Origin of the sequence: Actinoallomurus iriomotensis (assembly GCF_030269445.1) — a bacterium.
GTDB classification, from domain to species: Bacteria; Actinomycetota; Actinomycetes; order Streptosporangiales; family Streptosporangiaceae; genus Actinoallomurus; species Actinoallomurus iriomotensis.
In genome coordinates this window covers 174,190-197,694 of record NZ_BSTJ01000005.1, presented here as the reverse complement: position 1 = coordinate 197,694, position 23,505 = coordinate 174,190, and the positions used below count along the sequence as shown (strand labels likewise).

Sequence of the window (23,505 nt, the reverse complement as noted above, 5' to 3'; positions counted from 1 at the left end):
GGGTGACTTGGCCCGGCGCAGCCCCCACCGATCCGTTCGCGGCGATCGAAACGGACATCCGTGCCATGACCGCCTCGCCCTGGTGGATGAGCGCCGCGCCGCCGCAACGTGCCCAGGCCGTCACCGCGCGCATGCTCGCCGGCGCCGGCGAGTGGTGGCTGTTCGGGCTCTGGGGCCGCTGGTACCGCTGCGGCCTGGAGGGCAACTGGCACCTGTGCCCCCCGCCGTTCGACCCGATGACGCGCCAGGCGATGAGGCCCGCGCCGCCGGGCGCCGGCAGCCCGCCCGTGCCCCCGTCGATGGTGCCCAGCGGCCCCGACCTGACGCCCGGCCCGCTGGCCGCCGACGGGCTGTTCGGCGCGCCGCCGCCTCCTCCGCTGCTCGCCCGGCTCCAGCAGACGCTGGTCACGGCCGCCGCCGTCAACCCGGCGCAGTTCCCGATGCGCGACCCGCAGTTCATCCCCGGCACGCCGAGCCCCGCGGCGGTCTGCCTGTTCTCGGTGCTGTGGTGCGCGGGCGCGCCGGTCGCCGACGCCGACCACCCGATCCTCGGCGTCTTCAGCCGCTTCCTCAGCAGCACCGACGGCGGGCCGCGCTGGTTCCTGCAGCCCGACCTGTCGCTGATCGTCGGGGCCTACACCGAACGCCTGCGCGCGAACGACCCCATGGGCGCCACGCACATCGTCCGCACGATCTGGGAGACCGCCGAGACGCTGCGCGGCGGCGCGGCGTTCCGGCCGCGCGCCGACGCGCTGGCCGCGATGAGCGGCGCGACCCTGCAGATGATCCAGAACGACCACGCCGGCGTCCGCTACGGCGACGCGGCCGTCTACCAGGAGTGGCTGCGGCGCTGCCCGCCGCAGCTGCGGATCGCGGTGCTGCGCGAGACGACGCCGGGCGACCACTTCCGCCTCGCCTGCTACGACCTGGCCGCCGCCGCGGCGATGCTGCCGGCCGCGGCGGGCGGGCCGGCCGAGGCCCGGCGCGTCGCCCTCGCGCTGCTCGCCGCCGACCTGCAGGACTCACCCGCCGCCGCGGGGCCCGTCATGGCCTGGCTCGACGCCGACGGCGTCCGTACGCTGCAGTCCCTCGCCCAGCCCGGCCATCCGCTGCGGCGGCTGTGGCCGACCGGCGGCACCCTGCCCGACGCGGTGGCCGGCGCCGACCCGCAGATCCTGCGGACCCTGCTGGCCGCCTCCTACGCCACCGACCTGGCCTGGTGCCGGCTCGCCGGCACCGCACCGCCCCGGCCGGGCTTCACGGTGCCGGCCGCGCTGATGAACTCGCTGATCGCCGCGCCCGACCCCGTCGCGGGCGAGTCGATGACGCCGTGGGAGATCATCGAGGCGGCGCGCGCACACCTGGCGGAGCAGCGCAAGGCCGACGCGGCGGCGGCCGAACCGCCCGCACCCGCCCCCGAGGCGACCACGGCCTGGCCCGGCACCGACCCCGCGGCCGAAGAACCGGGCACGACCGCCTGGCCGGGCGCCGACGCGGCGGCGGAACAACAGGGCACCACCGCCTGGCCCGGTACGGAACCGGCCGCACAGCAGCCGGGCACGACGGCCTGGCCCGGCGCCGACGCGGCGGCGGAGGGCACGACGGCCTGGCCGGGCACGTCCGGCGCCCCGCCCACCACCGCGGAGCCGCCCGCGTACTCCACCTCCCCGCCCACGGTCGCGGCCGGCGCCCCGGCCACATCGGTCGCGGGCCAGCCGCCGGCCGTGGTCGAGGCGTACGGCATCTCGTTCCTGCCCGGCGCCGACGACGTCGAACGGCTGCTGACCGAGCTGCGGCGCCGCGGCAAGTGGGCGCAGAGCCTGCGCGGCCAGGAGGTCTCCAGCGCCTCCGCGCCGGCGGTCCTGCTGGTCGGCGACATCTCCTGTGGGCAGCGCCGCCTCACCCGCATGATCGCCCGCGCGCTCGCCGAAGGCGGGATGAACAGCGGCGACGTCCGTACCGTCGACGCCGACGACCTCACCGAGATCGACCCGCGGCAGCTGCGCGAACGCCTCGCCGAACACTCCGGCCACACGCTGCTGGTCGAGGGCCTGGACACTCTCATCCTCGACGACGCCCGCGGCGCCGCGTACGCCACGTCCCTGTACCGGCTGCGGGCCGAGGGCGTCAGCGACATCGCGCTGGTCGCCACCTGCGCGCCGGACCGGCTGAGCGCCCTGACCGACGCCAGCCCCGAACTGGTCACCGACTTCCGTTCCGTACGCCTGCCGGACTTCGCCGATCCGCAGGCGCGGGTCGCGCTGGCCGGGCTGCTGGCCTCCGAACGGCACCTGCGCCTGACCGCCGGCGCCTGGGAGGAGGCCCGGCGCGACCTGGGGGTGCTGCGCGGGCGCGGGCGGCTCACCAACGCCCGCCTCGTCGAGGCCTACCTCGACCGCGCGTGCAGCCGGCATCTCAGCCAGGCCGGCGAGACCCAGGTGTTCCGCGGCGAGATCTCCCTCACCCTGGACGTCGGCGACCTCAGCGGCGTGGCGGCGGAACTCGAATTCTGACCGCCCGGCCAGGTCGCCGTCGTCCCGTCCGCTTGATCATCCGTCCGAGCGGGCTGGGTGCTCTGGTCGGGCAGCAGGCCGTTCGGCGCGGTCCGTACGGCCACTCGGCTCACCCCGGTGCCAGACGGTGCCCCCGACGCCACACCGCGCGGGTGTTCAGCGTCGAGGAGAGCTGCGAGGTCGGGTCACCGTCGACGAGCACCAGGTCCGCCGAGGCGCCGGGCTCGATCCGCCCGCGGTCGGTGAGGCCAAACCGGTCAGCGGTACGCCGTGTCGCCGCGGTGAGCGCCTCGACCGGACTCAGCCCGCCGGCCTCGAGCAGGCGTAGCTCGTCGTGCAGGCTGGCGCCGTGAGCGAGACCCGGGGCGCCAAGGTGGGCCGCATCGGTACCGGCCAGGACCTCGACGCCGGCGGCGTGGAGCAACCCGACCGAGCGCAGGGCGTTGGACAAGCGGGCATTCCAGGCGAACTCGCGGCCCAGGTTGTCGCGCCATGCCGTGTTCAGGCGCGATGCCACACGCAGGTCGGCGCCCAGGCGTGGGCCGGCGCCGTCGGAGGCGCCGGATGCGGTGACGGCCAGGGTGGTGATGACGAACATGCCTTGTTCGCGCATCCGGGTGATCAGATCATCGCTGATGACCTCGTCATAGTGCAGGTGGGTCACGCCGTCCGCGCCCGCCTCCACGGCCACCCGTGTGGCCGTGGCGCTGAAGGCGTGGACCAGGGCCATCACCCCGCGCTCGTGAGCCGCTTCGACCACCGCGGCGACGACCTCGGGCGGCACCACGGGCAGCGACGTGCCGAACGTGGCGCCGTCCTCGACCATGATCTTGATGTAGTCCGCGCCCTCGGACAGGCGCCCCGCGACGAAGGCGGCAGCCTCGCTCGGAACGGAGGCGGTGGGCCACACCGGGTCGTTCAGGCCGCGCCGCAGCTGGTGGGGATGTCCGTCGGGGTGGGCGAGGCCCCACGAGGCGGTGCGGACGTCGGCCAGATCGAACTCGGTCTGCACCTTCTTCCGTAGCGGGTCCATCACCTCCGGCACCGACATCATGTCCAGCTCGGTTGTCACGCCGAAGCGCAGGGCCGTGCGCAGACCATCCTCGTCCGTGTGGGTGTGGGCGTCGATCAGACCCGGCAGCAGTGTCCCGCCCCCGCCGTCGAGCTCCTCCACGCCCTCGGGGGCCTCGTGGCCGACCGCGGCGATCGCCCCGTCCTCGACGACGACCACCGAGGCATCGGCCACGTGTGTCCCGGTGAAGACCCGTGTGTTCGTAACCGCGAACCGACTCACAACTCCTCCTCGCGGACTGTATCGTCCAGTACAGAACGGTCCGCGCGAGACTGTATCACCGAGTACAGAATCTCTGTATTGGAAAGTACAGAGCAGGGAGGGAGGATCGTGGGACACCTACCGACCACCGCGCGGGGTCGCGCGACCCGAGCGCGCATCCTCGAATCGGCGGCAGACCTCATCCAGCGGCGCGGCGTCGCGGCGGTGACGCTGGACGATGTTGAACGCGCCGCAGGGGTCGGCCGCAGCCAGCTCTACCACTACTTCGACGACCGGGACGATCTCATCCGCTCTGTGGTTCACTCCACTGTGGACACGGTGTTGGCCGCGCAGGAACCGCTGCTCCTGGAGGTCGACTCGCCGGCCGGCATCGACCGCTGGTTCGACGCGATCGTGGCCAACGGGACACGGCAGGACGCGGTGGGCGGCTGCGCGATCGGATCGTTGGCCAGCCAGCTCAGCGGTCGGGACGACCTCACCCGACAGGCGTTCGTGGACGCCTTCGCGCGCTGGGAGGCTCCCCTCATCGCGGGCCTGCGCCGGATGCAGGAGTCGGGCGAGCTACGCCCGGACGTGGACGTGACGGAACTGGCCGACCTCACGATGGCCGCGATCCAGGGCGGCCTCCTGCTCGCCCAGGTCCGCCGTACACCGGACCAGCTCCGTCTCGCCCTGCGCGGCGCGCGGGCGGCGTTGGAGGACGCACTCACTCCCCTGTCGTGATGCCTACGGTCCGTAGGGCCGGATCTACGACCCTACGGCGGTGAGCTCGTTCCGCAGGTCGCGGTGGAACCGCCCGACTGCGGTGATCACGTTGATGAGCGGTGTGCGCACGCCATCCGGGCCGTCCGCCACCGTGCGTCGTACTTTCTGTCCGGCCTTGGCCGCCCCCTGCTCAGGGCGCGGGTGGTTCTTCCGGCCGGTCCGTGGTGCGGCGCGCATGGTAGGCGTCGTGGACGATCGCCCAGGCGTCCGCGACGGGACCCACGTGGCCGAGCTTGTCGGGGTTGACCACGGTGCGGATCGTCTGGACCTGGCCGTCGAGGATGTCGAGGGTCCAGGTGTTGATGACCCGGCCGTCGCGGTCGCGGAAGATCGCGCCCGGCTGGCCGTTCACCTCGTGCGGCTCGACGACGCCGCCGATGCGGACGAACGGCGGCAGGAGCGTGGCGAGCACCCGGGCGACGTTGTCCGCGCCGAGGATGCCTCTGCCCCACTGCGGCGCCTTGCCGCCACTGTCGCTGACCAGGTGGACGTCGGCGGCCAGCAGCTCCCGCAGCGCATCGACGTCACCGTCCCGGAAGGCGTCGAGGAATCGCCCGGCGAGCCTCTCCCGCTCGATCCGGTCGGCCTGGAACCGGGGCCGGCCCTCGTCCATATGACGACGGGCCCGTACCGCCAGCTGGCGGCAGGCGGCCTCCGAACGCCCCACGGCGGAGGCGATCTCGGGGAACCCGAACCCGAACACCTCCCGCAGCACGAAGACGGCGCGTTCGAGCGGGCTGAGCCGCTCCAGCAACAACAGGGCCGCCATCGACAGCGAGTCGGCCAGCTCCGCCGACCGCGCCGGGTCCTCGTAGGGGTCGCTCAGCAGCGGCTCGGGGAACCACGGCCCGGGGTACTCCTCCCGCCGGAGGCGCGCCGAACGCAGCACATCGATCGAGATCCGGGTCACCACGGCGGACAGGTACGCCTTGGTCGAGGCCGGCCGGGCGGCGGCGGCCTCGTGGCGCAGCCAGGCCTCCTGGACCGCGTCCTCGGCCTCGCTCACACTGCCCAGGATCCGGTAGGCGATCGAGAACAGCAGCGGCCGCAGGTCTTCGAACTCCTCCTCCCGGGTCACGCCAGCTCCTCCTTGAAACCCTGCCGCCACGACGGGTACCGCGGCTCCCAGCCGAGCTCGGCCCTGGCCTTGGCGTTGGAGAAGGCCCGCCCCTGCGTCATCATCACCACCGCCTGCTCTCCGGCCAGCAGCCGGGCCAGCCACGTGGGGATCCGTCTCGGCGGTTTGGCGCCCGCGCACGCGGCCAGGTGGGGCAGCCACTCACTCGCCGGGGCCGGTTCGTCGTCGACGATGTTGAACACGCCTCGCACCTTCTGCTCCACGGCCAGGACGGTGGCGCTCGCCGCGTCGTCGAGATGCACCCACGAGCTGTAGCCGCCGGCGCGCCCGACGAGCGGGTACTGCCGCTTGCGCACCAGCTCGACCTGGTCGTCGATGGCGCCCGGTCCGTAGAAGGCGCCGTACCGCAGGACCGCGCCGCCGGCCTTGAGGACGGAGTCCTCCACGTGGCGTATCGCCTCCATGCCCACCTGCGCCGCCGTACCCTCCAGCAGGTCCAGCGGGTCCTCCTCGGTCTTCACCCATCCGCCCTCGCGGATCCCGTTCCAGCTCGCGTAGCCCTGCGCGACGAAGTGCGACACGCCCGTCGCCTGGGCCGCGGCCAGCAGGTGGTCGGTCCCCTCGGTCCGCAGCCGGTTGGTGGCGGCGAACCACCGATCCGGGTGCTTGATGTCGGGCTTGCCCGCGTGCGTCATGGAGATCGCGGTCATCTGGTGCACGATCGCCTCCGGCCGGGCCCCGGCCACCGCCTCGCCGACCGAGGCCGCGTCCAGCCCGTCCATCACGACCCCGTCCGCGCCCAGCCGTACCAGCAGGTCCAGTTTGGCCGCGCTCGTCGTCGTGGCCGTCACCTGGTGGCCACGAGCCACCAGCTGGGGCACCAACCTCCGCCCCAGAACCCCGGTCCCACCCGCCACGAAAACCCGCATGATCGTCACCTTCCCGACGCAGAAGTCTGTCTCTGTGACCCGAGACGAGACAGCCCCGCCGACCTGTGACATGGGCAGCGAAGATCGTCGGCCGTTCGGAACCAGACGGTGCCGAGCCAGACGGCCGCCGCGGCCGCGACCAGAAGGACGATGTTGAGCGGAACGCCGCGGAACCTCGAAGGCGACGGCCTGGTCTCCCGGACGGTGTACGCCGAGGTGCCGCCACGGGTCGAGTACGCGCCGGCTGGGCCATCGAGCACGTCTCGCACATCGAGGCCGGCCGCGCGGCCCACCAGTCCCGGAACCGATGACCCTGACTTTCCGGGGCATAGATGGTGACAGCGGTCACGGTGACTGAGCGGTAACTCAGGTCTAGTCTCGGCGCGTGGACATCGTCTTCGAGCGGCGGGGTGACGGCCCGCCGCTGCTCCTCATGCACGGGATCGGCCACCGCTGGCAGGCGTGGGAGCCGGTCATGGACCGCCTCGCCAAAGAACGCGAGGTCATCGCCGTGGACCTGCCCGGTTTCGGCGCCTCCCCTCCCCTGCCGCCCGAGATGCCGTACGGCCTGGACACGATGGTCACGGTGCTCGGCGAGTTCATCGACAAGCTCGGCCTGGACCGCCCGCACCTGGCCGGCAACTCCCTCGGCGGCCTGTTCGCGCTCGAGGCCGCCGACCGCGGCCTGGCCCGGTCGGTCACCGCGCTGTCCCCGGCGGGCTTCTTCACACCGATGGAACTGCGGTACGTCGCGACCGTGCTGCGGGCCTGCCGCCTCGGCGCCGGCGTGCCAGAGCCGCTCATGCGCCGGCTGGCCCGCTCGCCACGGCTCCGCAACCTGATGTTCGGCATGATCTACGGCCGGCCGGACCTGATCGACGTCGAAACGCTGATCGCCGACGCGGCCGCGCTGCACGGCGCCGTCGGCTTCGTGCCGACTCTGCGGGCCGGCCGGGGCGCCCGGTTCCAGGGCGCGTTGCGCGACGTCCCGGCGACGATCGCCTGGGGCACCCGCGACCGGCTCCTGCGCAGCGGCCAGGCCGTACGGGCACAGCAGAACCTGCCGCACGTGCGGTTCGTGTGGCTGCGCGGCTGCGGGCACGTGCCGATGGGCGACGACCCGGACCAGGTGACCAAGGTCCTGCTGGAGGGAAGCGCGGCCGCATAGCTTTGCGTTTCCCGCGGCCGGCGGGTAACGATGAAGGTGTGGTGTACGCGCGGCCGCCCGCCGGGCGGCCGCACACCGAGCTTCCGCTGCGGGCGCGCCTGTTCGCCCGATTGGCTGGCGGCTTTGGAGCACCCGCGGGTGCGGGCCGTTCAGCGCGACAACATAGGCCTGGGCCCGCAGCGGGTGCTCATCTCCCCCGATCCTCGGTGCGTGAGGCCAGCGCTCCGGGCAGCCCGGTCTTCACGCCTCCGGACCCGACCGCGACGTAGGTGATGCGTCCCTCCGCGACCGGCCCGCCGGGGCCGCGTACGGTGAACGCCATGGTCAGCGACGTACGGCCGGTCCGTTCGGGCCTGGCCTCGACGGTCAGCGGTTCGCCCAGGCGGGCGGGACGGCGATGGTCGCAGGCGCTGGAGACGATCACCATGTCGACGCCCTCGGCCCGCAGGCGCGCGTAACCGCCGGCGTGCTCGTCCAGCCAGTCGAGGAAGGCGTCCTCGAAGAACTCGTGGTACCGACCGGCGTACACCATGCCCTGCGCGTCACAGTGCCGCGGCCGCACGCGGAACGCCGAGACGCTCGACGCGCGTGACCCGGTCTCCGGAGATGACGGGGTACGGCCGGATCCGGCCGCCGTGGCGTCGCCCGGCGTGCCGGTCGGGGAGGCTCCGTCGTACCCGGCGGACGGCGTCGCGCGACTCATCGCGCTGGTTGCCGGGGCCGCCTCGGCGCCGACGAGTGTGGCCGGTACGTCCGCCCGGCGTTCGGCCGGGTCCGCCCATACCGCGTCGAACGTCTCCGGGTCGAGCGGCAGCAGCCGGCACTCGGCGACCCTGCCGCCGCTCAGCCGGTACAGCCCGACCGTCGACCAGGCGACCTGCCGCCCGCCGAGCACCGCCTCGCCGTCGGTGAGCGAGGCCACCCACGCCCCGTGGCCGGTGAGCAGGTCACGGGGGCGCATCCGGAAGGTGCGCCCGGCGAGGTCACGACGTCCGGCGAAGTAGGCGAGCACGGCCTCGATGCCCTCGTAGTGCCCGGCGATCGCGTTGTCGCCGGGCACGTGCCAGGAGATCTCCGGACTGAGCACCTCGCGTAGCGCGGCGTCCCCGCCACCGCCGTAGAAGTCGTTCTGCGCCGCGTGCAACCGCGCCAGCAGCGCCGCCGCCTCACTTTCGCCCACGGGTCCGCCTCCGTCCTCCGCCCGGGTGCTGCGCGGCGACCTTCGGCAACAAGCGCGGCGCCCGGCCACCGGTAGCCTGCCAACTCATGCCCTCGGCCGCCAACCTCCCTGGTCCGGCGGGACGTCACGTTCGCGGAGCGCCCCTGACGGGTCCTCGGCTCCGACCGGTTCAGGCCCTCGACCACACGGACGTCCCCGCCGCAGGAGACCCGCGCTCGTAGCCACCGGCGCTTGCGCTGCAACTTTTATCAACACTGGCATTACACATTCTGTAATATTGCTCGGCTGCGTCAAATGGCTTACCCGCTCGTGCGCCTCACCGCGAGGCAAGTAACAATAGGCATGCATCGCGGAAAGGGGCGGCAAAAATGTTCGGCAGGTCGATCTATGTTCCGGACAACCCCGCGTGGGTCGGCGGGTCACCACAGTCCATCAACGAGCAGTTGTGGGCGCAGGGCCGGCGCCGGCGCCTGCAGATCCGCGGTGGCATGGCCGCCGCGGGCCTCATTGTCGGCACCTGGCTGTTCTCCCTGCCCTGGGGACTGCTGGCCGCGCTCGTGGTCGCGGCCGCGGACACCTTGTGGCACTGGCGGGAACGCGCGTCCTCCAGCGTGTGGCGCAAGGGGATGCGCGGCGAGCGCCGCACGGCACGGATCCTGCGGACGCTCGTCGAATGGCGTGGCTTCCACGTGCTGCACGGCCGGAACATCCCCGGTCGCGGGCAGATCGACCATCTGGTCGTCGGCGGCACCGGCGTCATGCTCATCCAGAACGAGGCGGTGCCGCCGGACACGCAATTGGCCGAATACCGCGGGAAGCTGTATATCGATGAGCGGTCCGGAGCCAAGGTCGCCACGGAATTGCGCGAAACCGCCGAGGAGGCGGCCGAAATGCTGCGCGAACGGCTCGGCCGCGAGGTTCCCGTCGAGCCGGTGAAGGTCGTCTACGGCGGCGATCTGCAGCGCGGCCTGGTCAGCGCCGAGGGCGTCACGTTGCTGCGCGCGCACCGCCTGCCTCGATGGCTGCGGAACCGGCGCGTCCGCTACACCCCCGAGCAGATCACCGAGATCTACGAGGCCGCGAGCACGCTGCCGATCAGCCGGCAGGCCCTGTTCGTACGCTGACGCCCGTACGTCCCGCGGTGGCCGATCCGGGGCCGGTCACCGAGGTGATGCGCCGCCCTGTCGTTCCGGCGGCAGGGCCTGCGCCCGGTCCCGCGACCTGGCGGGGCCGGCGTGGTCCGTGCCGGCCGGCCGCCGTACGGCTCCGGCCGGTGCGGGCACGCGGGGATGGAAGAGCCAGTCCAGCCGGGGCTCGACCGCCCACCGGAACACCCCGCGTACGGTGCCGCTGGCCAGCGCCACGGCCAGGGCCCCGCAGCCGACGGTCACCAGCACGAGCTCCGCTCCGGAGACCCGGTAGTACCAGCCCTGGTAGGACAGGAACAGGGTGACGAAGCCGTGCAGCAGGTAGACGTACATGCTGGCGGACCCGAAGCGGGTGAACCACGTGCGGCGGCCCGGCACGACGGCGAGAAAACCCACCGTCAGCGCGACCGCCGAGGCCAGCGCGAGCAGCCGGAACCCCACGCCCGCGGGCGCGCCGACGCCGAGCTGGCCGAAGCTGCGCCGCCAGTGCACCCATTCGGGGTCCACGGTCAGCGCCGCGGCGTAGGCGGCCACCCCGCCGAGCACCAGCAGCACCGCACCGGCGACGCGCATCGTACGGCGCCGCAGGAACGCGAAGTGGTGCGGCCGCAGGGTGAGCCCGACCACGAAGAACGGCAGGAACGACAGCACCTGCGCGGCGTTGAGCATGCTCGGCAGCGTGATGAAGCCCGCGAGCATCGAGATCACCAGGGCGGCCGTGATGGGGTAGCGGAGTTGCTGCCACAGCGGGGTCGACAGCCGCCACAGCAACAGCGCGGGCATGAACCAGGTCAGGTAGTACGGTTCGAGCGGGTCCCAGCCGACGTGGTTGCCCGCGAGCAGGCCGGCCCACAGCGGATACGCCACGCTGAAGATCACATACGGGACGACGATCGCGGCGACGAGCTTGCGCGTGCGGTCGCGTCCGGCGGTGAACCCGCGGGAGAAGTATCCGCACATGACGATGAAGACCGGCAGGTGGAAGGCGTAGACGAATGTCTGGGCCGCCTCGAGCACCCGGCCGCCGACGTTCGCGGCCCGCAGCGGTTCCCAGGCGTGGCCGATCACCACGAGCACGACCGCGAGGAACTTGGCGTTGTCGAAGTAGGGGTCACGGACGGCCGCACGCGAGCGTGCGGGCGGGGTGGTGCTGACCGAGGCGACGGTGGTCAAAACGGAGAACCCTGCGCTCGACAACGGGTGACCGGGTCAGTCAACACGAAGATCCTGAACACCACCTCAACGCGGCGGGGCGGGCCGGCGAACCACGGCGCGCTCACACCGCACCGCCGTCCGGGCCCAGGCCCGACTCGCGCAGGGTCAGGTTGAGGCGGCCGCGCAGCCCCAGGAAGGGCGGGGCCGTGCCGGGCAGGGTCTTGGGCACGCCGTGGTAGGCCAGCCGGGACTCGCCGCCGAACACGAACAGGTCACCGGACTCCAACTGGACGTCGCTCCAGGGCCGCCCCCGGTCGCGGGTGTTGCCGAAACGGAACACGCACGTGTCGCCGATGCTGAGCGAGACGACCGGCGCGAGGCTGCGTTCGTCCTTGTCCTGGTGCTGGCCCATGCGGGCCTCGGCGTCGTAGAAGTTGACCAGCGCGATGTCGGGCCGGTAACCGCCGTCGTGACCGTACGCGGTGGCGACGGCGCGCCGGCCGAGGTCGGCGAGCCAGGCGGGGAACGGCTTGACCGGGGCGCCGTCGTCGGCCGTGCGCTGGTAGCGGTAGGGCACCCAGTGCCAGCCGAGGCAGACGGTGCGCACCGACATCACGCCGCCGCCCGGCAGGCGGGTCTGTCGCATCCCCGCCGGGGAACGGGCCCACTCGCGGCAGGCGTCGAGCAGCCGCCGCTGTTCGTCGGCGGTCAGCCAGCCCGGGACGTGCACCGCCCCGGGCGCCACCTCCGCCCGCGGCCGCGGGATCAGCGCCGTCACGCCCCTGACCTCCTCCTATGCCGGCTCCTCTGTCGGCCCGTGCCGGCTTCCGCACGCCACGGTACGTGATGGCCGGACGGCACGCGCCCCGGGAATTCGGCCTCTCAGGAACAAGCGGACCCGGGTCGCCCACGGAAGGGCGCCCGGGTCACCTGTGACGGCGAAGCGGTCAGTCTCCGGTGTTGGTGGCCCAGACCGGCTGCCTGTTGCTGTTGTAGATGACGACGTTGCCGTCGTCCTGCACCGCGAGGTAGGCGCCCCTGTGCCAGGTGTTCGACGCCCAGACCGGCCTGCCGCCGCTGGCGTAGACCACGAAGTTGCCGTCCTCCTGGAAGACCGCGGAGACGCCGTTGCCCCAGGCGTTCGGCGCCTGCCAGACCGGCCTGCCGTCCTTGTAGAGCACGAAGTTGCCGTCCTCCTGCAACCGCAGGATGGCCCGGCCGTTGCCCGAGGTCAGCGCCTCGTTGCGGTACAGCGTGACCGTGGGCCGGAAGATCGCGTCAGCCCGCTGGTGCGTGCCGTGCCGGTTGGTGGGCGTGGCCGTGATCGCCTGGGCGGTACCGGCGGCCGCCGCGCCCGCGAAGGCCAATCCGGCGGCCACGGCCGTGACGCAGAGTGAGCTGCGAAGTTTGGACATTGATATCTCCTTTAGTCCGTTGTGCCCGAGACTTGACCTCGATGGTGACGATTTGAATACAAGCAAATACGGAGAGTGATGTCCACGACCGTGCAGGGCGGCCCGCGAGGAAGATCGGAACGGCCGGTGGCGACTTTCTGGACGGTATCGCCGCAGGTCGCTGGCGTGTCCACGTTTCCGGACGGCGGGAGGCCGGGTCACGGTGGGACGCAGCGGGTGTCGACGTCGAGCGGCACTCGGTGGCCGAGCGAGTCGCTCTCGCCGACGTCGCTGCGGGCTGGATCGCCCGGTCGCGGCAGGAGGCCGTCGACCGAGGCGCCGTCTGGGTCTCTGACCGCTACGCGGACTGCCACCTGGCCGTCGACGCGGTCTCGCGAACCCCGGATCCGGCGAGGTTGCTCCAGGTCCTCGCCGACCTGTACCTGGCGCGCCCGACGGTGACGGTCTGGCTGGACCTCGACCCGCGGATCGCCTGGGAACGGATCCTGCGCCGCGGCCATGACGAGGAGTCTCTCGAGTACCTCGTCTCGCTGCGGGACGCCTACCTGGCGCTGGACGCGGCCACCGGCTACGTCCACATGCCCGCGGACCGGCCCCTTGAGGAGGTCCACGAGCGGGTGTGGTCGGTGTTCGCATCGGTCTCAGCGTCTGGGCCGCCGGCATGACCGCCGGGACGCGCCGCCGAAGGACGTGGTGACGCGAGCGACACTGAGCTGGAGGTATATGATCTTCAAGATCAACATCAATAAAATTATGTTCAACGCGTTGAGAGCTTAAGAAAATCAAGGTACAAATGAACCGCAGGCATGTCGCCGAGGGTGAGGGGGCCGAGAGTGGACTGGCAGGAACTGACGGACCTGACGCACGGGCGGCCGTTCGTGGTCGAGCGGGTCCGGCTGGCCGACAGCGGCGTCGTGGTCGAGGGCCGGTTCGAGCCGCCGCAGCTGGCTCAGCTCAGTGTCGACGACCAGGTGTTCGTCGCCGCGTTCCTGCGGTCGCACGGTTCGATCAAGGAGATGGGGCGGATCTTCGGGGTGAGCTACCCGACCATCAAGTCCCGCCTGAACCGGATCGCCGAGCACCTCGACTTCGTCGACGTCGACCCGGAGCCCACCGGCGCCGACGTCGTCGACCGCCTGCGGCGGGGGGAGATCAGCGTCCAGGAGGCGCTGGCCGAGCTGGAGAAATCCTGATGATCCCGCAGCTGGTGACGGTCCGTCATCGCCGTCGCAACGGCCGGTCGCTGCGGCTGTACGTCCCTGTCGTGCCGATACTCCTGGTGCTTTCACCGCTGCTGCTGCTCGGCGTGCTGGCCGGACTGGTCGCATGCCTCGTCTTCCGGGTGAGCCCGACGGGCGCGCTGCGCGGCACCGGGCGGCTGCTGTGGGCGCTGCCCGGCACTCGGATCGAGATCGAGCAGGGCCGGACGGCCGTGCTGGTAAGCGTCAGATGAGTCAGAGGAAAGAAACAGCGATGAACGAGCAGCGCCGCCAGATCCTGCAGATGCTGGCCGAGGGCAAGATCACCGCGGATGAGGCCGAACGGCTGATCGACGCCCTCGAACGGGCACGGCCCGAGTCGCCGCCGGCGTCCGAGTCCCACCCACGCCGCCGGCCCAAGTACCTGCGCGTGGTGGTGAACGCGGCGGACCACCCCGGCGCCGAGCCGACCCGGATCAACATCCGGGTCCCGCTCCAGCTGCTGCGCGCCGGGGTCCGGCTCACGAGCCTCATCCCTCCGCCGGCGCTCGCCAGGGTCAACGCGGAGCTGGACAGGTCCGGGGTGCCGATCGACCTCACCGAACTCAAGCCGCAACACCTCGAAGAGCTCATCGATCAGCTCGGCGACGTCATCGTCGACGTCGACGAGCCCGACACCAAGGTGCAGGTGTTCTGCGAGTGACACCGCCGCGGCACGGACCACCGAGGAATCACGATGACCCTGCGTTTCTCCGGCGACACCGCCCTGTTGACGGGCCGAGCCATGCGCCACGTCACCGTCGTTTTCACCCTGGCCCTGACCTGGCTCGCCGTCGTCGCCGGCCTCACCGCCAAGACCCCGGACGGCGCGGGCGCCTTCTCCTACCCGCTCCTCTTCCTGCCGTTCATCAGCTCGGCGTTCGTCCCCACCGACACCATGCCCGCGCCGGTGCGCGGCTTCGCCGACAACCGACCCGTGACATCCATCGTCGACACGATCCGCGACCTGTTCGCACAGCAGCCGGTCCGATGGCCGCCTACCGCCGCAGAATCGTCGCCGGCTAGCCGAACAGTCAACGATCACCTCACCGCCGAGGAGGCCGGATGCCGGCAGATCCGCCCAGTTCCCCCGCGCTGCGCGCGTCCGACACGGACCGCGACCAGATCATCCAACTGCTGCACGCCGCCGTCACCGACGGCCGGCTCGACCCGGTCGAGTTCGACGAGCGGCTGGACGCGGCGCTGGCCGCCCGTACCGTCGACGCGCTGACCCCGCTCATCACCGATCTGATCGCGGTGCCGGGCGGCGGCGCACTCCCTCCGCCGCTCGCCGGGACGCCGGCCGCCGAACTGCTCACCATCCGTGAGAAGCACGGCTCGGTGCGCCGCGACGGCCGGTGGACGCTGCCGCGCCGGCTGGTCCTGCGCACCGCGTGGTGCGACGTGATGCTGGACCTGACCAGCGCGGTGCGCAGCGCGCCCGAGCTGGTCATCGAGCTGCAGGTGCGCGGCGGCAACGTGGAGCTGGTCCTCGCGCCGGGCATGGTGATGGACGCCAACGAGCTGTCGGTACGGCACAGCGCGCTCGCGATCAGCAGGACCGCGGGCGGCGACACGCCGGAGACGCTGTACGTCCGCGTGGTGGGCCGGATGCGGCACGGCCGGCTCGACACCCGCTGGCAGGCGCCGCGCCGGTGACACGGCGGGTGCCGGCCGGGGCCGCAGGCGCGGCGATGGAATATCCACCGGTGGGAAGGGGTTACATTGGTGGTGCCGGTGTGGCATGTGTCCCCGGGCCGCACCTATCGCCTTCGCGGAATACCGTCCGGTCTCGGCCGGAGCAGGAGCCGCGTTGTGCCTTCGCCGCGAGGCGACCACCACACCGGCCCAGACGTGCCGCCCCCGCCGGATCCAGATCCGGCGGGGGCGGTTCATGTTTGTCAGGTGGGAAGCGTCACGAACGCCGCTCCGACCAGTGCGGCGATCACGAGCACCGCGATCACGATCGCCGCGATGGCGCGAATACGCCGACGCCTGCGCAGGCGCCCGAAGTTCGCCAGGCGGCCCGCCAGCGCCGGGTCTTCCTGGCCGAGTTGAGATGCGATCTCTGTGAGGATCCGCTCCTCCTCCATCGAGAGCGCCATGCCGCACCTCCAGGGGGTCTTACATTTCCTCGAATCATCCCCCCTTTACCTCCGGGGGGAAACCTTGAGGAAGGAGTCCGATTACCGTTCGTTCTTCTTCGGCGCGAACCGGTCGCCTCACCCCTTGACACCGCCGGACAGGGCGAAGGCGTTCCCCAGCACCCGCTGGACCAAGGTGTACAGCACGACGACGGGCAGGGAGTACAGGATGGAGAACGCGGCGAGCAGGCCGTAGGAGGCCGTGCCGTGCAGGCCGAAGTACTGGTAGATGGCGACCGAGGCGGGCTGTTTGGCGGGGTCGACGAGCAGGATGAACGGCACGAAGAAGTTCCCCCACGTCAACGCGAACGTGAAGGTGAACACCACGGTGGTGCCGGGCAGCATGAGCGGCAGCACGATCCGCAGCAGGGCACGGAACCCCGAGGCGCCGTCGACCCAGGCCGCCTCCTCCAGCGCGATCGGCACCTCGTCCATGAAGTTCTTCATCATCCAGATCGCCATCGGCAGCCCGGTCGCGGTGAGGAACAAGGTGGTGGCCGGGATGGAGTCGAGCAGTTCGAGCTGGACGAACAGCCCGTACACCGGCACGAGGATCGCGGTGATGGGCAGGCCGGTGGCGAACAGCAGGCCGAGCAGGATCGGCCGGCCGAACCGGCGGGTGTAGCGCGAGAGCGGGTAGGCGGCCGGCGCGGCGAGCACGAGGGTGAGCACGGCCGCGCCGAGCGACAGCACCAGGCTGTTGGCGAGCGCGTGCAGGTTGTCGCCGGTGAGGACGTCGGCGAAGTTGCGCAGTGTCAGCTGGTGCGGAACGTCGGCCTTCAGCGACGCCTGGTCGGAGACCGAGGCCAGGAACAGCCACCCGAACGGCAGCAGGAACGCGATCGCGACCAGCGCCAGCACCAGGTACGCCACGGCGGCGGCGGCCCGGCGGCGCGGTCCGGTCGTGGACAGGCGCGGGGGCCGGGAGGTGCGCGGGGTCGCGCTCACGGCCGTGGTCATATTTCCTCCCGCATCATCCGCAGGTAGATGACCGAGAACACGCCGCCGACGGCGAGCAGCACGATCGCCAGCGCGGCGCCGTAGCCGAGCTGGTAGAACTTGAACGCGCTCTGGTACATGTAGATCGGCAGGGTCTGGGTCTTGGTGCCGGGCCCGCCGCCGGTCATCACGAAGATCAGTGTGAACACCGCCAGCGTCTGCAGTGTGATCGTCATCAGGTTGGTCATGACGGCGCGGCGCATCAGCGGCAGGGTGATGTGCCGCAGCCGCCGGTACGCCGAGGCGCCGTCCACGGCGGCGGCCTCCAGCAGGTCCTCGGGCACGTTCGACAGCGCGGCGGAGTAGACGAGCATGGAGAAGGCCGTGCCGCGCCAGACGTTGGCGATGATCACCGACAGCAGCGGCATGACGTACAGCCAGCTCTTTCCGTGCAGGCCCACCGCGCGCAGGATCGCGTTGAGGGTGCCGTCGTCGGCCAGGAACGCGTACCAGACGAACCCGGCGACCAGCTCGGGCATCACCCACGCGCCGACCACGATCGCGCCGACGACGGCGCGGGCGATCCGGTGGCGTGACTTCATCAGCAGCGCCAGCGCCATGCCGCCGACGTTCTGCCCGATGACGGCCGAGCCGACCACGAACACGACGGTCAGCCACAGCGACTGGCCGAACGCCGGGTCGGCGAACATCCGCCGGTAGTTGCGCAGGCCGATCAGGTGCGGGGTGCTGGCGGTGGCGCCGGTGAGGGCGACGTCGGTGAAGGAGGCGTAGACGCACCACAGGATCGGGCCGAGGAAGAACAGGGCGATCAGCGCGAACGCGGGAACCAGCGGCAGGATCCGGCCGGCGGCCCGCCGCCCGCGCGCGGCGGGCGAGCGGCGGGCGGCGGGCCGGGTGGACTCGGGCAGGTCCACCGCGACCATCAGGAGGTCCCTTCGACCTTGTCCGGTCCGGCGAGCTGTTTGATCTGGCCGGCCAGGTCATTGACCGCCTTGTCGGGTGCGGACTGGCCGGTGACGACGGCCTCGGTGGCGGCCTGGAGCTGGTTGGAGATCTGGGGGTAGACGCTGTAGGCGGGGCGGTACTGGGTGTACTGGACCAGGCTGGTCCAGAACTGCTGGGTCGGGTTGCCCTTGACGTACTCCGGGTCGCTGGTCACGTCGTTGCGGACCGAGACCTGGGTCCCCTTGATGTAGAAGAACAGGGAGTTCTCCTTGTTCATGGCGAGCTGGACCAGCTTCCACGCCGCGTCGGGGTTCTTGGTGTTCGCGCCGACCGACAGCAGCCAGCCGCCGGAGAGGCTGACCTTGCCGGGCGCCTGGCCGTTCTGGGTGGGCATGGGCGCGGTGCCGAGGGTCTTGGACCAGTCGGGCCAGGCGGAGACGCCGCCGGGGATCCAGCCCTGCGGCAGCCAGGAGCCGTCCAGGGCGATGGCGAGCTTGCCCTGCGGGAGTTCCTGTGCGGCGACGTTGTCGCTCCAGTGCGGGTCCAGCGCCTGCTGCTGGGTCGGGCCGAGCTTTTCGGAGTAGACGGTCTTGAGGAAGTTCATCGCGTCGTTCATGCCGCGGCTGGGCGCGACCCACTTCTTGGTCTGGTCGTCGTACAGCTTGTCGGCGGTGCCGTACAGCAGCATCTCGAAGCCCTGCATGGAGGAGGCCTCACCGACGCCCTTGCCGGCGTAGACGTTGAGCGGGATGACGCCGGGGACCTTGGCCTTGATCTGGCGTGCCGCGGTGAGCAGGTCGTTCCAGTTCTTGGGCTGCCAGTCGGCGGGCAGGCCCGCCTTGGCGAAGATCTTCTTGTTGAACCACAGGCCGCGGGTGTCGGTGCCCATCGGGACGCCGTAGGTGTGACCGTCACCGGCCTTGCCGGCGGCCTTGGACGCGGCGACGAACTGGCTCCAGTCCGGCCAGGAGGCGAGCTTGTCGTCGAGCGGCATGAGGAACCGGGCCTGGGCGTCGGAGTTGACGAAGAAGGTGTCCTCGTAGGCGACGTCGGGCGCGGTGGACTTGGAGCGTCGCATCAGGCCGAGCTTGGTGTAGTAGGAGTTCTCGTCGGCCTCGATCGGGATGAGCTTGAGCTTGACACCGGGGTTCTGCTGCTCGAAGACCGGTTTGATCTTCTTGAACAGCTCGTCGGCGCCGATGAAGTTGCCGAACTTCTGGTAGGCGACCTTGATCGTCTTACCGTCCGAGGATCCGCTGTCGCCGCAGGCGCTCAACCCCGCCGCGACCGTCACCGCCGTCATCACGAGAGCCCATTGCCGCCGCATGCGCAGCACCTCCGCGAATTGCCATTGTGTTGTGGCAAATGTGGAAGGACGGGCGTGTGGCGTCAAGGCCTGACAGAAGAGGTGACAGACACCTTACTGGTTGGTTACATCGCCGCCGCGCGTGGCCACCGACGCACGTCATAATCACGCACGACGGCGAGTTGAGGCGGGGAGTATGGCGCGGAGCGGACCCGACGGATCAGCGGTGCGGATCGGCGCTCTCGTTCCGGTTCTCCCACACGCCGGGCGTCAGCGTCTGGCAATGGGCCTGGACGCCGGTCCAGGTCGTTGATCGGGATCCGGTGGAACCCGATCGCCTCCGGATCCTTCACGCCGGCTGAGAGAGCACCGATGCCGGAAAGGGCCGCGACGTGACACCGAACCCGAAGGAGCGCGGCGCCGGCGGGCGTGATGGCGTGCGGTGGGAGGACCACCCGCTCTACGGGCCGATCCCCCACGCCCCGGCCGGCTACGACCTGACGTTCCAGCCCGACCTGCCCTCCGGGGCCGTACGCGGCGACCCCTCACGGCAGCGGGGATTCTGCCCGCACTGCCGGCCGCCGCGGTACTTCTACGTCGACCGGGAACTCCGCTGCCGCGCATGCGGCACGGCGTTCGTCTGGCCCGCGGAGCGGCAGCGGCACTGGTACGAGGTCCTGGGACTGTCCGTGGCGGGCGGGCCGCCCGCGTCGTGCCCCGAGTGCCGCCGGGAACGCCGGGCGGCCCGCGCGCTCGGGCAGCGGCTCGCCCACGCGGCGGACGACCTCCGCGCGCACCCCGACGACGTCCGGGCGCTGCTGGAGTTCGCGGCCGCGACGGCCGAGCACACCCTCAGAACGGGCACGGGCGACCCGGCGCGCGGAATCGCTGCGGCGCGCAAGGCCGCGCGGCTCGACCCGGGTGCGGTCACCGCGCACTTCTGGGAGGCGATGTGCCACGACGCCGCCGGCCGCACCGAGCGGGCGGCGGACTGCTACCGACGATTCGTCCGCCTGGCGCGCACACGCCGGACCCGGAGCCTGCGCGAACCACTCGAACACGCCCGTCGCCGGCTCGCCGAGCCACGCCCGGCGCAGGACCAGTGACGCCGGAGCGGTCAGCCGCGGACGATCGGGCGGCCGGTGATGGCGCTGATCCGGTCGGCGGTCAGGCTGACCGCGGCGGCCGGGCTCCAGCGGCGGGTGAGCACGCCTTCGAGCATCGTCTGCAACTGCGCCGACACCAGCGCGTACGTCGGCGCGGAGGGCCGTACGACGGCGTGCTCGAGCAGCGCGGCGGTCTCGGCGTGGAACGGGGAGACCGGGGCCAGGGCGTCCAGGACGCTGCGGCGGGGCGGGAGCTGACCGGTCTCGGCGCACACCTGCGCCAGCCACTTGGGCGCGGTCGCGGCGCGCAGCAGCCGCATCGCCAGCTCCGGGTGGCGGGCCTGGCGGGGGACGCAGTACACCATGCCGCCGCACAGGATCCCCGGCGGGCCGTGCGGGCCGGCCGGCAGCGGCGCGAACCCGAACCGCCCGGCGACCGCGGCCAGCGGCGTGCCGGTCTCAGCGGCCAGCCTCTCGGCCTGGTAGCTCGCCCCGATGATCATGCGGGCGCGACCGGCGGCGAGCATCTGCGCGGCCCGGTCCATGTCGTAGGTGACGACCTCGGCGGGCAGCGCGCCGTCGTCGGCGAGCCGGCGCAGGAACCGCAGCGTCGCGACCGTCGCCGGGCTGTCCAGCGTCACCGCCTCGGGCGTGAACACGGTCGCGCCGTTGGCCACCAGCAGCGCCACCAGCGCGTACGTGGTGGTCTCCCCCGCCGCGGCACCGCCCGGCATGACCAGGGCGTGCTCGCCGCGGGGCGCGTCGGCGGCCAGGGCGCGGGCCAGCGCGCGCAGCTCACGCCAGGTCTGCGGCGGCGCCGCCCCGCCGAGGGCCGCGCGGTCGTACCACAGCCCGGCCACGTCGGCCGGCGCGTGCACCGCGACCAGGCCCTGCCCCTCGAACCGGTACGCGTCGACGAAGGGCGGCAGGAAGTCGGCGTCGTGCTCGGCCGCCCAGTCGGCGTCCAGCTCGGCGATGGGGGTGAGCATGTGCGACTCGGCGAACTCGGCGACCCACACCGAGTCGACGATGGCGAAGTCGGGGCCGCGGCCCTCGGCGATCGCGCGCCGGAACATCGCCCGTGTCTCCCACAGCGGCGCCGTGGTGAACTCCAGCCGCAGGTCGTTGCCTGCCGCCTCTCTTAACTGCCCCTCCCAGCTGCCGTGGGTGGCCATCACCGAGATCTTCGGCGCGGCGTGCAGGCGGGCCATCCAGCCGGGGTCGACGAAGGTGCCGCGGCGGCGGTGCCGTACGACGACGCCCTCGGCGGCCAGTTCCGACAGCGCCCGCGTCACCGGCGTACGGGACAGGCCGTAGGCGGCGCACAGCTCGTGTTCGGTGGGCAGCCGCCCGTCCGTGCCGTAGTGACCGGCCTCGATGTCGGCCAGCAGCCGGCGCTTGAGCCGGTAGTACGCCGGAAGGGGTGGCGCGAGCTCCATGGCTGTCCTTCATCGGCGCGGATGGCGGTTTGCCATCAGTGTGCAGCAAATCCGCCGCCGAGATCCACAGGGTTGTCGCCGCGCCGGGACCGGCGAGGTCCGGGCCGTACGCGTGGAAGCGCCGGGGTTCAGTCGTGTGCCGCGGCCGCCTGGACACCGCGGGTCGTCGCCGACTCGTGGCGGCGGCTGTCCAGCGCGGTGACGTAGTAGGTGTAGGTGTGGCCGGGTTTGGCCGTCTTGTCGGAGGTCGTGTGCGCGTCGCCGTCGACGACCTTCAGCAGGAACCGGCCGTCCGGCGCGATGCACGCCGGGCTCTTGGCCGGGGCGCGGTACACCGCGTACGCGGCGGCGCCGGTGCCCTTCCAGGTCAGCCGGCCGTTCTTGGCCGTCAGCTCGGCCGGGGCCGCGGGCGGCGCGCCGGGACCGGCGACCGGGGCCAGCGCCGGGCGGGAGTAGTGGTCGCGCAGCAGCCGGGTGGCGAAGCCGTGGCGGTCCTGGGCCAGGTCGTGCGCGCTGAAGAACGCCTCACCGCCGACCTGCGGGTAGCCCGCGTCGATCGCGACGTGGCGGGACAGCTCGGCGGGATCCTTCCACGTGCCGGGCTGCCCGACCTGGTAGGCGGCCTGGCCGATGACGAGCTGGACGTGGGTGCCGGCGACCTGCTTGGCCCACCACGCGACGAGCGTGCGGTAGTCGGCGGCCTTGAACCCGACCGGCCAGTACAGCTGCGGGGCGATGTAGTCGACCCAGCCCTTGCGCACCCACGTGCGGCTGTCGGCGTAGATGTCGTCGTAGCTCTGCAGCGCGGCGGTGGCCGAACCGGCCTTGTCGCGGGACTTGTTGCGCCACACCCCGAACGGGCTGACACCGAACTGCACCCAGCCCTTCGTCTGGTGGATGCGCGTGTGCAGGTCCTGGATGAGGGCGTCGACGTTGTGCCGCCGCCAGTCGCCGAGGTTCTTGTAGCCGGCGCCGTACTTCTTGAACGTCGCGGCGTCGGGGAAGGCCTTGCCCGCGATCGGATAGGGGTAGAAGTAGTCGTCCAAGTGCACGCCGTCGACGTCGTAGTGCTGCACCACGTCCAGGACGACCCGTACGGCCAGGTCACGGACCTGCGGCAGCCCCGGGTCGAACCACAGCGCGCCGCCGTAGCGGTGCACCCAGTCCGGGTGCAGCCGCGTCTGGCTGTTCGCCGCGAGCTTGCCGGGGTCGGCCTGCGTGGCGGCCCGGTAGGGGTTGAACCAGGCGTGCAGCTGCAGGCCGCGCTTGTGCGCCTCGGTGATGAGGAACCGCAGCGGGTCGTATCCGGGGTCGGCGCCCGGCTTTCCGGAGAGGAACCGCGACCACGGCTCGTAGTGGGAGGCGTAGAACGCGTCGGCGGCCGGGCGTACCTGGACGTAGACGGTGTTGAAGTTCAGCTTCTCGGCCACGTCCAGCAGGTGGCGGTATTCGGCCTGCTGTTTGGCGACCGGCAGCCCGGGCCGGCTCGGCCAGTCGCCGTTGTTGACGGTCGCGATCCACATCGCGCGGGTCTGGCGCGCTCCGGCGCGCGCGGCGGTGGTCTGGCCGCATTCGGCCGCCGGCGCGCCCGCCGCCGAGGCCCGCGGCTCGTCGTGGCCCCCGCCACAAGCCGCCGATCCGGCCGCGATGAGCAGCGCCGCGCCCGCCGCCGCGCTCACCCGCCGCGATCTCCACCTGCCGTGCCGCCCCCGAGATCCGCCC

General features: G+C 71.9%; 24 protein-coding genes. 11 read left to right on the top strand and 13 right to left on the bottom strand.

Annotated elements, in window-relative coordinates; genetic code table 11:
• Positions 1–2: 2 nt before the first annotated feature.
• Positions 3–2,513 (top strand): hypothetical protein, encoded by a 2,511-nt coding sequence (locus QSK37_RS21745; RefSeq protein ID WP_285624031.1) that lies wholly within the window; start codon positions 3–5, stop codon positions 2,511–2,513.
• 109 nt (positions 2,514–2,622) lie between these two features.
• Here the strand turns inward: QSK37_RS21745 and QSK37_RS21740 are convergent, their stop codons facing one another.
• Positions 2,623–3,807, bottom strand: a complete 1,185-nt coding sequence (locus QSK37_RS21740) for an amidohydrolase family protein (RefSeq protein ID WP_285624028.1) — start codon at positions 3,805–3,807, stop codon at positions 2,623–2,625.
• A 108-nt stretch (positions 3,808–3,915) separates the two neighbouring features.
• Here QSK37_RS21740 and QSK37_RS21735 point away from each other — a divergent pair, with 108 nt between their 5' ends.
• Entirely contained in the window at positions 3,916–4,530 is a 615-nt protein-coding gene (locus QSK37_RS21735) for a TetR/AcrR family transcriptional regulator (RefSeq protein WP_285624025.1), read from the top strand.
• Positions 4,531–4,702: 172 nt separating this feature from the next.
• Here the strand turns inward: QSK37_RS21735 and QSK37_RS21730 are convergent, their stop codons facing one another.
• Together QSK37_RS21730 and QSK37_RS21725 are read right to left on the bottom strand one after the other, a co-directional pair.
• Positions 4,703–5,650 carry an RNA polymerase sigma-70 factor gene (locus QSK37_RS21730; RefSeq protein ID WP_285624023.1) on the bottom strand — a complete coding sequence of 316 codons (948 nt, stop codon included), beginning with the start codon at positions 5,648–5,650 and terminating at the stop codon, positions 4,703–4,705.
• Positions 5,647–6,579 (bottom strand): NAD-dependent epimerase/dehydratase family protein, encoded by a 933-nt coding sequence (locus tag QSK37_RS21725; RefSeq protein ID WP_285624020.1) that lies wholly within the window; start codon positions 6,577–6,579, stop codon positions 5,647–5,649. Before QSK37_RS21725 ends, QSK37_RS21730 begins: the two co-directional genes overlap by 4 nt.
• 150 nt (positions 6,580–6,729) lie before the next feature.
• Here QSK37_RS21725 and QSK37_RS21720 point away from each other — a divergent pair, with 150 nt between their 5' ends.
• Together QSK37_RS21720 and QSK37_RS21715 are read left to right on the top strand one after the other, a co-directional pair.
• Positions 6,730–6,918: a winged helix-turn-helix transcriptional regulator gene (locus QSK37_RS21720; RefSeq protein WP_285624950.1), complete on the top strand. Its 189-nt coding sequence runs from the start codon at positions 6,730–6,732 to the stop codon at positions 6,916–6,918.
• 46 nt (positions 6,919–6,964) lie between these two features.
• Positions 6,965–7,747 (top strand): alpha/beta fold hydrolase, encoded by a 783-nt coding sequence (locus QSK37_RS21715; RefSeq protein WP_285624017.1) that lies wholly within the window; start codon positions 6,965–6,967, stop codon positions 7,745–7,747.
• A 187-nt stretch (positions 7,748–7,934) separates the two neighbouring features.
• Here the strand turns inward: QSK37_RS21715 and QSK37_RS21710 are convergent, their stop codons facing one another.
• Positions 7,935–8,927, bottom strand: a complete 993-nt coding sequence (locus QSK37_RS21710; protein WP_285624015.1) for a hotdog domain-containing protein — start codon at positions 8,925–8,927, stop codon at positions 7,935–7,937.
• A gap of 368 nt (positions 8,928–9,295) precedes the next feature.
• On the opposite strand from QSK37_RS21710, the gene QSK37_RS21705 reads away from it, so the two are divergent.
• A complete protein-coding gene (locus QSK37_RS21705; RefSeq protein ID WP_285624013.1) occupies positions 9,296–10,051 on the top strand; it encodes a nuclease-related domain-containing protein in 756 nt (251 codons plus the stop codon).
• Positions 10,052–10,087: 36 nt separating this feature from the next.
• On the opposite strand, the gene QSK37_RS21700 is transcribed toward QSK37_RS21705, so the two are convergent.
• From QSK37_RS21700 to QSK37_RS21690, 3 genes are all read right to left on the bottom strand, one after another.
• Positions 10,088–11,248, bottom strand: a complete 1,161-nt coding sequence (locus QSK37_RS21700) for an acyltransferase family protein (RefSeq protein WP_285624010.1) — start codon at positions 11,246–11,248, stop codon at positions 10,088–10,090.
• Positions 11,249–11,351: 103 nt separating this feature from the next.
• Positions 11,352–12,008, bottom strand: a complete 657-nt coding sequence (locus QSK37_RS21695) for an alpha-ketoglutarate-dependent dioxygenase AlkB family protein (protein WP_285624007.1) — start codon at positions 12,006–12,008, stop codon at positions 11,352–11,354.
• 169 nt (positions 12,009–12,177) lie between these two features.
• On the bottom strand, positions 12,178–12,645 hold the full coding sequence (locus QSK37_RS21690; RefSeq protein ID WP_285624004.1) for a hypothetical protein: 468 nt from the start codon (positions 12,643–12,645) through the stop codon (positions 12,178–12,180).
• Between the two features lie 239 nt (positions 12,646–12,884).
• Here QSK37_RS21690 and QSK37_RS21685 point away from each other — a divergent pair, with 239 nt between their 5' ends.
• The 5 genes from QSK37_RS21685 (at position 12,885) to QSK37_RS21665 (ending at position 15,542) form a co-directional block, all read left to right on the top strand.
• The gene (locus tag QSK37_RS21685) at positions 12,885–13,310 is read left to right on the top strand and encodes a dTMP kinase (protein ID WP_285624001.1); all 426 of its coding nucleotides are present in this window, start codon (positions 12,885–12,887) and stop codon (positions 13,308–13,310) included.
• A 168-nt stretch (positions 13,311–13,478) separates the two neighbouring features.
• Positions 13,479–13,838: a DUF2089 domain-containing protein gene (locus QSK37_RS21680; protein WP_285623998.1), complete on the top strand. Its 360-nt coding sequence runs from the start codon at positions 13,479–13,481 to the stop codon at positions 13,836–13,838.
• Entirely contained in the window at positions 13,838–14,098 is a 261-nt protein-coding gene (locus QSK37_RS21675) for a hypothetical protein (protein WP_285623996.1), read from the top strand. The genes QSK37_RS21680 and QSK37_RS21675 overlap by 1 nt, the downstream gene beginning before the upstream one ends.
• 20 nt (positions 14,099–14,118) lie before the next feature.
• Entirely contained in the window at positions 14,119–14,547 is a 429-nt protein-coding gene (locus QSK37_RS21670; RefSeq protein WP_285623993.1) for an SHOCT-like domain-containing protein, read from the top strand.
• Positions 14,548–14,948: 401 nt separating this feature from the next.
• A complete protein-coding gene (locus QSK37_RS21665; RefSeq protein WP_285623992.1) occupies positions 14,949–15,542 on the top strand; it encodes a DUF1707 SHOCT-like domain-containing protein in 594 nt (197 codons plus the stop codon).
• 242 nt (positions 15,543–15,784) lie between these two features.
• Here the strand turns inward: QSK37_RS21665 and QSK37_RS21660 are convergent, their stop codons facing one another.
• The 4 genes from QSK37_RS21660 to QSK37_RS21645 form a co-directional block, all read right to left on the bottom strand.
• The gene (locus QSK37_RS21660) at positions 15,785–15,988 is read right to left on the bottom strand and encodes a DUF3040 domain-containing protein (protein WP_285575903.1); all 204 of its coding nucleotides are present in this window, start codon (positions 15,986–15,988) and stop codon (positions 15,785–15,787) included.
• 117 nt (positions 15,989–16,105) lie between these two features.
• Positions 16,106–16,987, bottom strand: coding sequence for a carbohydrate ABC transporter permease (locus tag QSK37_RS21655; protein ID WP_285575904.1), 882 nt, complete (start codon positions 16,985–16,987; stop codon positions 16,106–16,108).
• The gene (locus tag QSK37_RS21650; RefSeq protein WP_285623989.1) at positions 16,984–17,910 is read right to left on the bottom strand and encodes a carbohydrate ABC transporter permease; all 927 of its coding nucleotides are present in this window, start codon (positions 17,908–17,910) and stop codon (positions 16,984–16,986) included. Before QSK37_RS21650 ends, QSK37_RS21655 begins: the two co-directional genes overlap by 4 nt.
• A complete protein-coding gene (locus QSK37_RS21645; protein WP_285623985.1) occupies positions 17,910–19,259 on the bottom strand; it encodes an extracellular solute-binding protein in 1,350 nt (449 codons plus the stop codon). The genes QSK37_RS21650 and QSK37_RS21645 overlap by 1 nt, the downstream gene beginning before the upstream one ends.
• A gap of 371 nt (positions 19,260–19,630) precedes the next feature.
• Here QSK37_RS21645 and QSK37_RS21640 point away from each other — a divergent pair, with 371 nt between their 5' ends.
• On the top strand, positions 19,631–20,344 hold the full coding sequence (locus QSK37_RS21640; protein WP_285623982.1) for a zinc-ribbon domain containing protein: 714 nt from the start codon (positions 19,631–19,633) through the stop codon (positions 20,342–20,344).
• 11 nt (positions 20,345–20,355) lie between these two features.
• Here the strand turns inward: QSK37_RS21640 and QSK37_RS21635 are convergent, their stop codons facing one another.
• Positions 20,356–21,783: an extracellular solute-binding protein gene (locus QSK37_RS21635; protein ID WP_285623979.1), complete on the bottom strand. Its 1,428-nt coding sequence runs from the start codon at positions 21,781–21,783 to the stop codon at positions 20,356–20,358.
• A 128-nt stretch (positions 21,784–21,911) separates the two neighbouring features.
• Positions 21,912–23,462, bottom strand: coding sequence for a glycoside hydrolase family 10-like protein (locus tag QSK37_RS21630; protein ID WP_285623978.1), 1,551 nt, complete (start codon positions 23,460–23,462; stop codon positions 21,912–21,914).
• Between the last annotated feature and the right edge of the window lie 43 nt (positions 23,463–23,505).